This is a genomic window from Pseudomonas sp. S5F11, assembly GCF_019641515.1.
GTDB classification, from domain to species: Bacteria; Pseudomonadota; Gammaproteobacteria; order Pseudomonadales; family Pseudomonadaceae; genus Aquipseudomonas; species Aquipseudomonas rhodesiae.
Genome location: NZ_JAIFJZ010000001.1, coordinates 1,419,996 through 1,433,118, shown reverse-complemented (window position 1 = coordinate 1,433,118; position 13,123 = coordinate 1,419,996). Strand labels below are relative to the sequence as shown.

Here is a 13,123-nt window from a genome sequence, read left to right as displayed (position 1 = left end):
CGCGTGAATCCGGAATAAACACCGTCGTTTGTCGCGTCGGCTTGGAATTGCCATGGTGGCAATTCAGTTTCAGTTAAGTTGCAGTCGTTACCGTGTCCGGCGTAGGAAAACATTGTGTAACGGAGACTTATCATGAAGCGCCTCACAGCTCTGGTCGCCGCCGGTATCATCGCTTCCACGGCGACCCAGGCCGGAGCCGTGGACCCCGACAAACCACTGACCGTGCCTGCCACTGTTACAATTGTCGCCTTCGATCAATTGGAAGCCACCGCCCTGGCCCTGCACCCTGGTTCGACATTACTCGACACCGACCTGGACGAGGCCTATGGCAAGTACATCTATGAAGTCGAACTGCAAGACCTCGACGGCATTGAATGGGATGTTGAATTGGACGCGCTCACCGGGCAGGTTCTCAAGAATCATCAGGATACGTAATGAAGGTAAATTTACGCGCCAGCAGCCGATGGCCGCTGGTGCTCATGGTGTTCTGCTCAAGCCTGGCGGCGCGCGACCTCAATCAAGATGAAGCCCTGGCGCTGCGGCAGCAGGGCGTGATCCTGCCGCTGGAACAGCTGTTGCAACAGGCCATGGCGCGCCATCCCGGCTCGCGCCTGCTGGAAGCCGAGCTTGAAAAAAAACACGGGCAATATGCCTATGAAGTGGAACTGGTGACCACCGACGGCGTGGTGCGCGAAATCAAGCTGGACGCCACCAGCGGCGTGCTGATCAAAGACGAGGAAGACTGATGCGCCTGCTTCTGGTGGAAGACAACGTACCCCTGGCCGATGAACTGCTGGCCGGCTTGCAGCGCCAAGGCTATGCCGTCGACTGGCTGGCCGATGGGCGCGACGCCGCATACCAGGGCCGCACCGAGCCCTACGACCTGATCATCCTCGACCTCGGCCTGCCCGGTCTGCCGGGGCTTGAGGTGCTGGCGCAATGGCGCGCGGCGGCGCTGGCCACCCCGGTGCTGGTCCTTACCGCCCGCGATTCCTGGGCCGAGCGTATCGAAGGGCTCAAGGCCGGTGCCGATGACTACCTGAGTAAACCCTTTCATCCCGAAGAACTGCACCTGCGCATCCAGGCGTTGCTGCGTCGCTCCCACGGTCAAGCCAACCAACCCACCCTGCAAGCCGCCGGCCTGCACCTCGACGAGGGGCGCCAGTGCGTGCTGCGCGATGGCGAAGAGGTCCAACTGACCGCCGCCGAGTTTCGTCTGCTGCGCTATTTCATGCTGCACCCTGAGCAAATCCTGTCCAAAAGCCATCTGGCCGAGCATCTGTATGACGGCGAAACCGAGCGCGATTCCAATGTGCTGGAGGTGCACGTCAACCACCTGCGCCGCAAGTTGGGCCGCAGCGTGATCGAAACCCGGCGCGGCCAGGGTTACCGGTTTGGCGCCAACCCCGCATGAGGTCGATTCAACGGCGCCTGAGCCTGGGGCTGATCAGTGTGATGGTGATCGTCGGCGTGGTGCTGGCGCAGACCAGTCTGTGGTTGTTCGAAGCCGGTCTGCAGCGATATCTGGAGGCAGGGCTGCGCAACGACACGGAAAACCTGCTGGTAGCGCTGGTGCGCGGGCCCAACGGCGTACAGCTGGACGAGCATCGTCTGTCACCGGCTTACCAGCGGCCGTTTTCGGGCCATTACTTTCGTATCGATTTTGCCGATACCCACTGGCGCTCTCGCTCACTATGGGATCAGGAACTGCCGCGCCTGCCCGAGGCGGGTCTGAAGGGCAACCTGCAGCTGGGGCCTGAAGGCCAGCAACTGCTGGTGCTACGTTCGGACTACAAGCGCTTTGGTCAGTCGATTTCCATCAGCGTGGCCCAGGATTACACGCCAGTGCGCGAAAGCTTTCGCCTGATGCGTCAGATCGGTCTGGTGCTGGGCTTGGCGGCGTTGCTGCTGGTGCTGGTGCTACAACGGGTGACTGTGCGCCGCGCCTTGCGCCCGCTGGAAACCGCGCGCAACCAGATCGCCCAATTGCAGCAAGGCCAACGCTCGCAGCTCGACACTCAGGTGCCGTTGGAGCTGGAACCGCTGGTGGCGCAGATCAACCACCTGCTGGCCCACACCGAAGACAGCCTCAAGCGTTCCCGCAATGCCCTGGGCAACCTTGGCCATGCGCTGAAAACCCCATTGGCGGTATTGCTGAGCGCGGCATCCAGCGAGGCGCTCAAAGACCATCCCAAGCTGAGCGCCTTGTTGCGCGAGCAATTGGAGCAGGTGCAGCAACGCCTCAATCGTGAACTGAACCGCGCCCGTCTGGCTGGCGAAACCCTGCCCGGCGCCTTGTTCGACTGTGAACAGGAACTGCCTGGCCTGCTCGCCACCTTGAACATGATCCATGGCGAACACCTGGACCTCAGCTACCATGCCGCCCCCGGCCTGCACTTGCCTTGGGATCGCGAAGACCTGCTGGAGTTGCTGGGCAATCTGCTGGACAACGCCTGCAAATGGGCGGATGCCGAGGTGCGCCTGAGCATTGATGAAACCCCCCACAGCTATTGGCTTGCGGTGGAAGACGACGGCCCCGGCATCCCCGAAGCCCAGCGCGATCAGGTGCTCAGCCGTGGCGCGCGTCTGGATGAGCAGATCGACGGTCACGGCTTGGGCCTGGGGATCGTGCGCGATATCGCCGAGGTGTGGGGCGGGGTGTTGCGGTTGCAGGACAGCCCCTTGGGCGGTTTAAAAGTGCTGGTCGAATTACCCAAGCGCCATGCCTGACAGGCGGCAAACGGGAGCAAGCTCCCGCCCACCCTGGATGGCCTTCAAGCGTCAGACCCGGAACTGATCCATCAACCCCTGTTGTTGATTGGCCAGGCTGTTCAGCGCCTGGCTCACCCGCGCCGATTCATTGGCCTGCTCCGACAGCGATTCGGTCACATCGCGGATGGTCGCCACGTTGTGGTTGATCTCTTCGGCGACGGCGCTTTGCTCCTCTGCGGCACTGGCGATTTGCAGGTTCATATCGCTGATCACGGTGACCGCGTCGCCGATCTGGCGCAGTGCGGTGACGGCCTGGCCGACCTGTTCGACACTGCCCTGGGCCTGGCGATAACTGCTGCCCATGGCACCGACCACGTCGGTGGTGCCGCTCTGCAAGTGCTCGATCACCAGGCGGGTTTCCTCCACCGATGCCTGGGTGCGTTGCGCCAGGTTGCGCACTTCGTCGGCCACTACTGCGAAGCCACGTCCGGCCTCACCGGCACGGGCGGCTTCAATCGCGGCATTGAGCGCCAGCAGATTGGTCTGCTCGGCGATGCCTCGGATCACTTCCAGCACCGAACCGATCTTCTCGCTGTTGGCCGAAAGGCCTTCGACCTGGGTCATGGCGGTGCTCATGTCCGCCGCCAGTTGACCGATATTGGCGGTGGTGCGGTCTATCACGTTGAGGCCATCGCGCGTCGCCTGGTCGGCCTCGCGCGCTGCCTGAGCCGCCTGTGCCGCGCTGCGGGCCACGTCCTGGGCGGTGGCGCTCATTTCATGGGAAGCGGTGGCCACCTGGTCGACCTGGCGGTACTGCTGCTCCATGCCGGCGCTGGTCTGGGTGGCGATCGCGGCCGACTGGTCGGCGGTGCCACGGGCGTCTTGTACCGAGCGTTTGACCTCGGCAATGATCGGCTGCAGTTTGTCGAGGAAACGGTTGAACCAGCCGGCCAGTTGCCCCAGTTCATCGCGTTTGTCATAGGCCAGGCGCCGCGTCAGGTCGCCTTCGCCGCTGGCGATGTCTTCGAGCATGTGCGCCACCCCCAAGATCGGCCGGGTCACGCTGCGCGCCATCAGCCATACCAGAATCAGGCCGATCACCGCTGCCAGCAGGCCCAGGCTCAGTTCCAGCAGGGTGCCGCGCGTGTTGTCCGCATCCATTTGTGCCTTGAGGGCTTCGGCGGGACCTACCAGGACTTTTTCCGGCACGTCCAGCAATACGCCCCATGGCTTGCCGTCGGGAATCGGTGCGAACGGCGCCAGCACTTTCAGTTGATGTTCGGTGTGCAGGCTGCTGATGCCCGTGCTGCCGGCCAGGGCTCCGATCAGTTGAGCGCCGCTGCGGCGGTCGACCTGGTCCAAACGCTGGCTGAGTTTGCTCGCGTCCGCGCTGTAGCCGGCGAGCAGGCCGGTGGGGCTGAGGATGCTGACCTGTGTCTGGCCGTCGTACAGCTTGGCGCTGGCTTGTTGGCTCACGGCCTGCAAACTGTTGAGGTTGATGTCCACCGACAGCGACGCGATGACTTTGCCGTTGGCCATCAACGGAAACACGATGCTGGTCATCAGTACGTTCTGGCCGTTGATCACATAAAAGTAGGGTTCGATCACGCAAGGCTTGAGGGTGCTGCGCGGGCAGGTGAACCAGGCGTTGGCCTTTTCGCCACTAGGGCCGACGGTGGTGTCGGTCATGTCGCTTTCCGGCAATGCCATGGAGGTCAACTGGCCGGGTGTCGGCTGCGACCAATACAGTGCGAAGCGGCCCTTGTCGTTGCTGCCCAGCTCGGTTTGGCCGGCGAACAGCTCATCCTTGCCGTCCAGCGCATTGGCTTCGAACACCAAGGACAGACCCAACAGGTCCGGGTTGGCCTGCAACGCGGCTCTGACTTGGCGGGTCAGGTCTTCGCGGGTGTCGAAGGCGTCCAGAAAGCGTTTCTCCGCCTGCTCGCGCAAGAACAGCACCTGGCGGGCAAAGCCATGGCCATATTGATAAGCGTCCATGAATTGCCGACGGATACCCAGCGCCTGCACCTCGCCCTGGGCCTCGATACGCGCCTGGGCGGCTTCATTGAGCATCTGCATGCTGGAGGCTTTGACCTGCTCGGAACTCTGCTCCATGCGGTACAGCGACAAACCCACCAGCAGGCTCACGATTCCCAGCAGGCAGAGGCCGGCGAGCAGGGTGATTTTCCATTGAATGGAGAGTTGTCTGAGCGACATCGGACATCCTTACCTGAAAACACAAAGAGCCCGTTTATCGGCCGCAGGAAGATTTTCTTTATTCAAACGATCAATTTAAACCTGCCGGAGCGGCGCGTCCCTCGGCAGCGGCTTTTGACATGGGGCCGCGCCTGCTGCAAAGTGCCCGCCCTCTAATAAGACCTCCTTGAAGCCTGCACACTGGCCGCCCTCCGATGGGCCGCTGGGGCGCGGGCATGCCTGTTTTTCTGTTTCTGCTTGAGGTAACCATGATTAACGCAGTCATCGCCGCGGTCGGCACCATGCTGGTGCTTAGCCTGTCCCGCGTGCATGTGGTCATCGCCATTATTGTCGGCGCCCTGGTGGGCGGTCTCACCGGCGGCCTGGGGATCGAAGCCACCCTCAGCGCCTTCAACGGCGGCCTCGGTGGGGGCGCGACGGTGGCGTTGTCCTACGCCTTGCTCGGTGCATTCGCGGTGGCCATCGCCAAGTCCGGCCTGGCCCATGCCCTGGCCGACAAGGCCCTGCTGTTGGTGGACCGCCAGGACGCCAGCGGCGGCAGTCACGTCAAATGGCTGCTGATCGGTCTGCTGTGGGTGGTGGCGATTGCATCGCAAAACATCCTGCCGATTCACATTGCGTTTATCCCGCTGCTGGTGCCGCCGCTGCTGTATGTGCTGACCAAGCTGCAATTGGATCGGCGCTTGATCGCCTGTGTGATGACCTTCGGCCTGATCACGCCGTACATGTTCCTGCCGGTGGGCTTCGGCAATATCTTCCTTAACCAGATCCTGTTGGCCAACGTGGCCAAGAGCGGCGTGGACGTCAGCCAGGTCAACGTGACCCACGCCATGGGCCTGCCGGCGCTGGGCATGGTGGTCGGCCTGCTGGTGGCGGTGTTTATCAGCTACCGCAAAAAGCGCGTGTACGACCTGGCGAAAATCGAGCGGGTCGAGCAGGTGGCGGTGCAGTACAACCCGCTGACCCTGCTGGTGGCCGGCGTGGCGATTGCCTCGGCGTTCATCATTCAACTGTGGCTGGATTCGATGATCATCGGTGCGCTGGCCGGGTTCCTGATCTTCTCGGCCTCGGGCATCGTGCGCTGGCGCGAGACCGACGACCTGTTCACCGAAGGCATGAAGATGATGGCAATGATCGGCTTCATCATGATCGCAGCCTCGGGGTTCGCCGAAGTGCTCAAGGCCACTGGGGACGTGCGTTCGCTGGTGGAAACTTCGGCCGCGTTCATCGGCCATAGCCGAGGGGTCGGCGCGCTGCTGATGTTGCTGGTGGGCCTACTGGTGACCATGGGGATTGGTTCGTCGTTTTCCACGGTGCCGATCCTGGCCGCGATCTTCGTGCCGTTGTGCGTGCAGTTGGGCTTCAGTCCGCTGGCCATTGTGTGCATCGTTGGCACGGCGGGGGCCCTGGGCGATGCCGGCTCGCCTGCGTCGGACTCCACCCTCGGTCCGACTTCCGGCCTGAATATCGACGGTCAGCACCACCACATCTGGGACACCGTGGTGCCAACATTCCTGCACTACAACATCCCGTTGCTGGCGTTTGGCTGGCTGGCGGCGATGTCCCTTTGACCCCATGCCTCTGTAGGAACGAGCGCGCTCGCGCCTACAGATAGTTTTCCATCGGCCGATAACCTCTCAAGTCGCTTAATAAGAGAGAAAAGCCATGCGTCTGAGTCTGAAGGCCAAAGTCCTGTCCCTCGCCGTTGTGCCGGTGTTGCTGTTCGCGCTGGTCATCAGCCTCACTACGGTGTGGATCCTCCAGGGCCAGGCGCGCAGTGAGGTGGATGAAACCCGCCAGCGCTTGCTCAATAACGCTAAGGCCACTTTGCAAAGTTACGTGGAAGTGGCTATGAGCACCGTCAAGCCGCTCTACGATGCCGCCGCGCCCGGCGATACGGCGGCGCGGGCCGAGGTGGTCAAGCTGCTGTCCAACATCAGCTACGGCAAGGACGGTTACTTCTTCGGCTACGACTCCGAGACCATCCGCCTGTTCAAGGGCAATAGCCCCGACGGCGTGGGCAAGAGTTTCAAAGACAACCGCGACCCCAATGGCGTCTACGTCAACCGCGACCTGGTCAAGGTCGGCAAGGACGGCAGCCATTACCTGCAATACAGCTCGACCCAGCCGGGGCAGACCGAACTGGTGCCCAAGCTTGGCTACACCGATTACCTGCCCAAGTGGGATATGGTCATCGGTACCTCGGTCAACCTCGACGGCATCGAAGCCCAGGTGGCGGTGGTCGAGGCCAAGGTCAAAGCGCGCATGGAAGGTGTTTTGCTGAGTATCCTCGGCGTGGCCGTGGTGGTGTTGCTGGTGATCGCCGCTGCGGGCATGGTGCTGGCCAATACCATTTTGCGTCCGTTGCATTTGATGAAAGCCAACCTCGACGATATTGCCGCCGGCGAGGGTGACCTGACTCGGCGCCTGGCCATCACCAGCCAGGACGAGTTGGGCGAGCTGGCCGGCGCGTTCAACCGGTTTGTCGACAAAATCCACGGCCTGGTGCGCCAGATCACCGAAATGACCGCTCAGCTCACCGGCCTGGTGGGCCAGGTGTCCGACCAGGCCCACCGCTCGGAGCAGGCCATGGAGCGCCAGCGCCACGAGACGGACCAGGTCGCCACCGCCATCAATCAAATGTCGTCCGCCGCCCAGGAAGTGGCGCGCAGTGCCCAGGGCGCCTCGGTGGCCGCGCAGCAGACCGACGCCGAAGGCCAGGCCGCCAAGCGCGTGGTGGACGGCAGCATCGCGCAGATCCACGCGTTGGTGAACGACATCCGCAGCAGCGGCGTGTCCCTCGACAGCCTGCAACAGGATGTGACGTCGATTGTCAGCGTGTTGAGTGTGATCCGCTCGATTGCGGAGCAGACCAACCTGTTGGCCCTTAACGCCGCCATCGAGGCCGCGCGGGCCGGGGAGGCCGGTCGTGGCTTTGCGGTGGTGGCCGACGAAGTGCGCGCCCTGGCCAGCCGCACCCAGACCAGCACCCAGGAAATCCAGGGCATGATCGACCGCCTGCAAACCGGCACCGAAGCCGCCGTGGAAGCCATGCGCAGTTCCAGCGAGGCCGGCGATGGCACCTCGGCCCAGGCCAACCAGGCCGGAGCGTCGCTGGACACCATGGCCCAGCTGATTGCCACCATCAATTCAATGAACGCCCAGATCGCCAGCGCCGCCGAAGAACAAACCGCCGTGGCCGAAGAGATAAACCGCAGCGTGCATCAGATTGCCTCGGCGGTGGACAGCGTGGCCGATGAAACCCAACTGGGGGCCCAGACGTCGCGCAGCCTGGCGGACCTGGGCCAGCGCCTGGGGCAACTGGTCGGTCAGTTCAGGATCTGATCAAACGTCGCGCATCAACAAGCCAAAGCGCAAATCCATCTCAACGGGCAGCGGTATATACACCGTGTGCCCGTCCCCGGGCGCTACGTCGATGGCTTCGTCCTTGGCGTTGCGCAGGCCGCCCAAGTCGAAGTGAAAATTGCCGGTGGGCGTCATCAATTCCAGGTGATTGCCCACGGCGAAGCGGTTCTTGACCTTGACCTCGGCCAGCTCGCCCCGACGTTCGCCGGTCAGTTCGCCGACAAACTGCTGGCGCTCGGAGACGGAACTGCCGTTCTGGTAGTTCTGGTACTCATCGTGGACGTGCCGGCGCAGGAAACCTTCGGTGTAGCCGCGCTGGGCCAAAGAGTCGAGGTCGGTCATCAGGTTGCGGTCGAACGTGCGACCGGCCACTGCATCGTCGATGGCGCGGCGATACACCTGGGTGGTGCGCGCGCAATAGAAGTGCGACTTGGTGCGGCCTTCGATCTTAAGCGAGTGCACGCCCATATGGGTCAGGCGCTCCACATGCTGCACGGCGCGTAAATCCTTGGCGTTCATGATGTAGGTGCCGTGCTCGTCCTCAAACGCAGGCATCTGCTCGTCGGGGCGGTTGGCTTCCTGTAACAGAAACACCTGATCGGTGGGCGCACCGATACCCAGGGTCGGTTCCGGCGCGTATTGCTGCACGATCTCGCCGGTGGCGTTTTCCACCGCCGGAGTGGCCTGGTACTTCCAGCGGCAGGCATTGGTGCAGGTGCCCTGGTTGGCATCGCGCTTGTTCATATAGCCCGAGAGCAGGCAGCGCCCGGAATACGCCATGCACAGGGCGCCGTGGACAAACACTTCCAGCTCCATGGCCGGCACCTGCTCACGGATTTCGCCGATCTCCTCCAGCGACAATTCCCGCGACAGAATCACCCGGCAGATCCCTTGCTGCTGCCAGAACTCCACGCTCGCCCAGTTCACCGTATTGGCCTGCACCGACAAGTGAATCGGCATCTGCGGAAAGTGTCGGCGCACCAGCATGATCAGCCCTGGATCGGACATGATCAGCGCATCCGGGCCCATGGCAATCACCGGTGCCAGGTCCTTGAGGAAGGTCTTGAGCTTGGCGTTGTGCGGCGCGATGTTCACCACCACATAGAAGCGCTTGCCCTGGGCATGCGCTTCCTGGATACCCAGGGCCAGGTTGGCGTGATCGAACTCGTTATTGCGCACCCGCAGGCTGTAACGCGGTTGGCCGGCGTACACCGCATCGGCGCCGTAGGCGAAGGCGTAGCGCATATTTTTCAGGGTGCCGGCGGGGGCGAGCAGTTCGGGGGCGATAACAGTGGGCATGGCGTAGGGTCGCAAAAAGGCGCGAGAGTAGTGCAGGGCGGGCGCAGGTTTATTGATCCAAGTCATTGAGACCACTGCTGTGCAAAGCAACGCGCCCGCATTCGCGAACGCGGTTATAAAAGCTTAGGAGAAGACGATCCGGGTGCTCTTGAGTGGGGTCCAAGGCGGGGAGTTCGCGGGCGTGCGATAAATAAGGGCACTCCCAGGTTTCGCAGCGGACTAAGCATCAGGGCCTACACAGGCCCAATGCTTTTCTGACATGGACCGGACATGAACCAAACCACCCTGCAATTCAAAACCCTGTTGTTACTGCTGGTCCTGGTGACCGTTGCCTTTATCTGGATATTACTGCCGTTTTACGGCGCGGTGTTCTGGGCGGTGATCCTCGGCATTATCTTTGCGCCCATGCAGCGCCGCGTGCAGCTGAAATTCGGCTGGAACCGTAACCTTACCTCCCTGGCCACCCTGACTGCGTGTTTGATCGTCGCGATTTTGCCGGTGATCATCACCAGTGCCTTGTTGGTACAAGAGGGGGCCACGCTGTACAAGAACATCGAAAGCGGCAAGCTGGATGTGGCGGGCTATATCGAGCAGTTCAAGAATTTCCTGCCGCCGTACTTCCAGCATCTGCTGGATCGCTTCGGCATGGGCAACCTGGAAGGGCTGCGTGAGAAAATCGTAAAAAGCGCGATGCAGGGCAGCCAATTTTTCGCCACTCAGGCGTTCAGCTTCGGTCAGGGCACCTTCGATTTTCTGGTGAGCTTTTTCATCATGCTGTATCTGCTGTTTTTCTTTTTGCGCGACGGCCCGGAGCTGGTACGCAAGGTGCGCACCGCCGTGCCGTTGGCCGAACCGCAAAAGCGTCGCCTGCAGCTCAAGTTCAACCGCGTGGTGCGGGCCACGGTCAAGGGCAACGTGCTGGTGGCCGTGACTCAGGGCGCGTTGGGAGGGTTGATTTTCTGGTTCCTGGACATTCCCAGCGCGCTGCTATGGGCGGTGCTGATGGCATTTCTTTCACTGCTGCCGGCGGTGGGCGCGGGCATTGTATGGGGGCCGGTGGCGGCATATTTCCTGATGAGTGGGGCGATCTGGCAGGGCGTGGTGCTGGCGTTGTTCGGCGTGTTTGTGATCGGCCTGGTGGACAACGTGCTGCGCCCGATCCTGGTGGGCAAGGACACCAAGATGCCGGATTACCTGATCCTGATCTCGACCCTGGGCGGCTTGTCAGTGTTTGGCCTTAACGGGTTTGTGATCGGACCGCTGGTGGCGGCGCTGTTCATGTCCAGTTGGGCGCTGTTTGTCGAGAGCAAGCCGCGGGTCAAGTTGCCATTGCCGTAAACCGGTAGCGTCAGGCTTCCAACTGGTAGGTGGTGGCTTTCAATTGGTGTTCGGCGGCTTTCAACGATGTCAGCGGGCCGGTGATCGGCTCGCCTTCGCGTACCAAGTACCAGCAAGCCAACACCCCCGAGGCGCGCAGAGCGGCGGGGACGGCACTGCCGATGACGGACATGATATGAACAGTGGGCATAAGGACCTCCAATCGTGGTAGGGGTCACCTTACGGGCCATGGCGGCTGAGGAAAAATCAACTGTCTCGATAGTCGACATTGATGCCACGCGTCAGTCCACCACTTGATCCAGCATGCTCACCACTTCCTGCTCGTTGAGCAGGCCCTTGCGCACCAGGTTTTCCGCAAGCAAGGCGAGGAACTTCGCGCTGCGGTGACCTTCCAGGTGCTTGAGTTCGGTCAGGGCGCTGTACACCTTGCTGGAGGTGCAAAGGCCGGCGGTGCGGTGTGGGTTTTGTGTGGGCATGGTTAATCGTCCTTAATTGTTATTGGGTGGACAGGCTCGATAGTGAAAGGGTTATGTGACGCAAACATGACAGCGCGAGCCCTGTTCGAGCAAGTAGACATTGGTGTCTATCATGTGCGATTGCGCACCAGACATTGTCTCCATAGCGACCTTGACGCGATAAAACCGGACTCGGCGCAAAAAAAAGGCCTCGCACGATTGCGAGGCCAGTTTCAGATCGAACAGTTACCAGCCACGACGGTAGTAACCATGGGGCGGGCCATAGTAACCGCGCGGTGGGCCGTAATAGACCGGCGCCGGGCGGTAATACACTTGCTGTTGCACATACACAGGCGGCGGTGGCGCGTAGTAGACCGGCGGCGGAGCGGCGTAGACAGGCTGCGGCTGCACATACACCGGTTGCTGCACGTAGACTTCGCGGGGTTGGCTGGCCACCACCGAGCCCACCACGGCGGCGCCGACCAACGCACCCAAGGCAGCCGGCCCCGCCCATCCACCACCGTGGGCGGAGGCTTGGCCAGCCATAGCGAGTGCACCTACCAGCAAGGCGATCTTGGGGATTGTACGAATCATGGTCATTCCTCGGTTAGCCCCTGCGCTCGTGTCCTGCCATCAATGGACTCAAGTCATGTCGCGGGGATACTTTTAAGACAACGTATTTCTGAAAAACAGCACGGCCGCTAGGTAAAGGTTGTGTAAGGTCTGTACCGATTTGCTTACTCACAGGAGTTTTCCATGCAGATGCACCCCAACAAGGACACCCAGCTGTGCATGTCACTGTCGGCGCGCCCCGGTAATTTCGGCTTGCGGTTTCATAACCATCTGTACGAGCAGTTGGGTCTGAATTTTTACTATAAGGCCTTCAGCAGCCAGGATTTGCCCGGCGCGATCGGCGGTATCCGGGCCTTGGGGATCCGGGGTTGCGGGGTGTCTATGCCATTCAAGGAGGCAGCCATTGCCTTGGTGGACGAACTCGACGATTCGGTTCAAGCCATCGATTCGTTGAACACCATCGTCAACACCCACGGCCATCTCAAGGCCTACAACACAGACTACATCGCCGTCGAGCAACTGCTGAAAAAGCATGCGGTCCCACAGGATTCCACCTTCGCCCTGCGTGGCAGCGGCGGCATGGCCAAGGCCGTGGCCAGTGCCCTGCGCGACGGTGGCTACGCCAACGGCGTGATCGTGGCGCGTAACGAGAGAGCGGGGCGCGCGCTGGCCCAGCACCTGGGGTACGCCTGGCAGGCGGATATGACCGGCCTGCGTCCGCAAATGCTGATAAACGTCACGCCCATCGGCATGACCGGCGGCGCGGAGGCGGAGGCATTGGCGTTTGACGCAGACATTATCGAGACTGCGCGGACTGTCTTCGATGTGGTGGCGATTCCCGCCGAAACACCGTTGATTGTGCATGCCCGAGCCAACGGCAAACAGGTAATTACCGGGTTGGAAGTAATCGCCATCCAGGCGTTGGAACAGTTCGTGCTCTATACCGGCGTGCGGCCGACCCAGGAACAATTCGAAAAAGCAGTGGCCTTCGCCCGTCTCTGAAAAAGCACTGGGAAGCTGGATATAGCTCCATCAGACATGGAGGTATTGTTCGGCTCACCGCCATCGGGGGCAAGCCCCCTCCCACAGGTTTGACCGCGTTCACTCGAACTCAGTGACCCAACGGACGGCGCGCCGAGCTCAAGGCAAAATGCAGATCCAAG

At 61.7% G+C, this 13,123-nt stretch carries 13 protein-coding genes; 8 read left to right on the top strand and 5 right to left on the bottom strand.

Features of this window, described 5'->3' with window-relative positions; translation table 11 throughout:
- Nucleotides 1-132 precede the first annotated feature (132 nt).
- From K1567_RS06155 to K1567_RS06140, 4 genes are read left to right on the top strand one after another with little or no spacing between them, the layout of a single operon-like run.
- Nucleotides 133-435 carry a PepSY domain-containing protein gene (locus tag K1567_RS06155; RefSeq protein WP_034096845.1) on the top strand — a complete coding sequence of 101 codons (303 nt, stop codon included), beginning with the start codon at nucleotides 133-135 and terminating at the stop codon, nucleotides 433-435.
- Nucleotides 435-746, top strand: coding sequence for a PepSY domain-containing protein (locus K1567_RS06150; RefSeq protein ID WP_034096846.1), 312 nt, complete (start codon nucleotides 435-437; stop codon nucleotides 744-746). Before K1567_RS06155 ends, K1567_RS06150 begins: the two co-directional genes overlap by 1 nt.
- Complete coding sequence (locus K1567_RS06145) at nucleotides 746-1,414, top strand: response regulator transcription factor (RefSeq protein WP_034096847.1); 669 nt, start codon at nucleotides 746-748, stop codon at nucleotides 1,412-1,414. Before K1567_RS06150 ends, K1567_RS06145 begins: the two co-directional genes overlap by 1 nt.
- Nucleotides 1,411-2,730 (top strand): sensor histidine kinase, encoded by a 1,320-nt coding sequence (locus K1567_RS06140; RefSeq protein ID WP_034096848.1) that lies wholly within the window; start codon nucleotides 1,411-1,413, stop codon nucleotides 2,728-2,730. The genes K1567_RS06145 and K1567_RS06140 overlap by 4 nt, the downstream gene beginning before the upstream one ends.
- 51 nt (nucleotides 2,731-2,781) lie before the next feature.
- Here the strand turns inward: K1567_RS06140 and K1567_RS06135 are convergent, their stop codons facing one another.
- On the bottom strand, nucleotides 2,782-4,929 hold the full coding sequence (locus K1567_RS06135; protein WP_034112877.1) for a methyl-accepting chemotaxis protein: 2,148 nt from the start codon (nucleotides 4,927-4,929) through the stop codon (nucleotides 2,782-2,784).
- A gap of 251 nt (nucleotides 4,930-5,180) precedes the next feature.
- Between K1567_RS06135 and K1567_RS06130 the strand changes: the two genes are divergently transcribed.
- Nucleotides 5,181-6,500 (top strand): Na+/H+ antiporter family protein, encoded by a 1,320-nt coding sequence (locus K1567_RS06130; protein WP_167389905.1) that lies wholly within the window; start codon nucleotides 5,181-5,183, stop codon nucleotides 6,498-6,500.
- Nucleotides 6,501-6,594: 94 nt separating this feature from the next.
- On the top strand, nucleotides 6,595-8,274 hold the full coding sequence (locus tag K1567_RS06125) for a methyl-accepting chemotaxis protein (RefSeq protein WP_220698258.1): 1,680 nt from the start codon (nucleotides 6,595-6,597) through the stop codon (nucleotides 8,272-8,274).
- Here K1567_RS06125 and yegQ read toward each other — a convergent pair whose 3' ends face one another.
- Nucleotides 8,275-9,594 (bottom strand): tRNA 5-hydroxyuridine modification protein YegQ, encoded by a 1,320-nt coding sequence (yegQ, locus tag K1567_RS06120; protein WP_040269463.1) that lies wholly within the window; start codon nucleotides 9,592-9,594, stop codon nucleotides 8,275-8,277. It abuts the gene before it with no gap.
- Between the two features lie 270 nt (nucleotides 9,595-9,864).
- On the opposite strand from yegQ, the gene K1567_RS06115 reads away from it, so the two are divergent.
- Nucleotides 9,865-10,932 (top strand): AI-2E family transporter, encoded by a 1,068-nt coding sequence (locus K1567_RS06115; RefSeq protein ID WP_034096852.1) that lies wholly within the window; start codon nucleotides 9,865-9,867, stop codon nucleotides 10,930-10,932.
- 10 nt (nucleotides 10,933-10,942) lie between these two features.
- On the opposite strand, the gene K1567_RS06110 is transcribed toward K1567_RS06115, so the two are convergent.
- The 3 genes from K1567_RS06110 to K1567_RS06100 form a co-directional block, all read right to left on the bottom strand.
- On the bottom strand, nucleotides 10,943-11,122 hold the full coding sequence (locus tag K1567_RS06110; RefSeq protein WP_034096853.1) for a hypothetical protein: 180 nt from the start codon (nucleotides 11,120-11,122) through the stop codon (nucleotides 10,943-10,945).
- Nucleotides 11,123-11,213: 91 nt separating this feature from the next.
- Nucleotides 11,214-11,408 (bottom strand): hypothetical protein, encoded by a 195-nt coding sequence (locus K1567_RS06105; protein WP_003173044.1) that lies wholly within the window; start codon nucleotides 11,406-11,408, stop codon nucleotides 11,214-11,216.
- 225 nt (nucleotides 11,409-11,633) lie between these two features.
- On the bottom strand, nucleotides 11,634-11,987 hold the full coding sequence (locus tag K1567_RS06100; RefSeq protein WP_034096854.1) for a hypothetical protein: 354 nt from the start codon (nucleotides 11,985-11,987) through the stop codon (nucleotides 11,634-11,636).
- A gap of 156 nt (nucleotides 11,988-12,143) precedes the next feature.
- Here K1567_RS06100 and K1567_RS06095 point away from each other — a divergent pair, with 156 nt between their 5' ends.
- Nucleotides 12,144-12,962, top strand: coding sequence for a shikimate 5-dehydrogenase (locus K1567_RS06095; RefSeq protein WP_034096855.1), 819 nt, complete (start codon nucleotides 12,144-12,146; stop codon nucleotides 12,960-12,962).
- The last annotated feature ends 161 nt before the right edge of the window (nucleotides 12,963-13,123 follow it).

What these genes read in the sequence shown, in the direction of transcription:
- K1567_RS06155 (WP_034096845.1), top strand. Translation starts at nt 133, where the DNA reads ATGAAGCGCCTCACAGCTCTGGTCGCCGCCGGTATCATCGCTTCCACG.
- K1567_RS06150 (WP_034096846.1), top strand. Translation starts at nt 435, where the DNA reads ATGAAGGTAAATTTACGCGCCAGCAGCCGATGGCCGCTGGTGCTCATG.
- K1567_RS06145 (WP_034096847.1), top strand. Translation starts at nt 746, where the DNA reads ATGCGCCTGCTTCTGGTGGAAGACAACGTACCCCTGGCCGATGAACTG.
- K1567_RS06140 (WP_034096848.1), top strand. Translation starts at nt 1,411, where the DNA reads ATGAGGTCGATTCAACGGCGCCTGAGCCTGGGGCTGATCAGTGTGATG.
- K1567_RS06135 (WP_034112877.1), bottom strand. Translation starts at nt 4,929, where the DNA reads ATGTCGCTCAGACAACTCTCCATTCAATGGAAAATCACCCTGCTCGCC.
- K1567_RS06125 (WP_220698258.1), top strand. Translation starts at nt 6,595, where the DNA reads ATGCGTCTGAGTCTGAAGGCCAAAGTCCTGTCCCTCGCCGTTGTGCCG.
- yegQ (WP_040269463.1), bottom strand. Translation starts at nt 9,594, where the DNA reads ATGCCCACTGTTATCGCCCCCGAACTGCTCGCCCCCGCCGGCACCCTG.
- K1567_RS06115 (WP_034096852.1), top strand. Translation starts at nt 9,865, where the DNA reads ATGAACCAAACCACCCTGCAATTCAAAACCCTGTTGTTACTGCTGGTC.
- K1567_RS06110 (WP_034096853.1), bottom strand. Translation starts at nt 11,122, where the DNA reads ATGCCCACTGTTCATATCATGTCCGTCATCGGCAGTGCCGTCCCCGCC.
- K1567_RS06105 (WP_003173044.1), bottom strand. Translation starts at nt 11,408, where the DNA reads ATGCCCACACAAAACCCACACCGCACCGCCGGCCTTTGCACCTCCAGC.
- K1567_RS06100 (WP_034096854.1), bottom strand. Translation starts at nt 11,987, where the DNA reads ATGACCATGATTCGTACAATCCCCAAGATCGCCTTGCTGGTAGGTGCA.
- K1567_RS06095 (WP_034096855.1), top strand. Translation starts at nt 12,144, where the DNA reads ATGCAGATGCACCCCAACAAGGACACCCAGCTGTGCATGTCACTGTCG.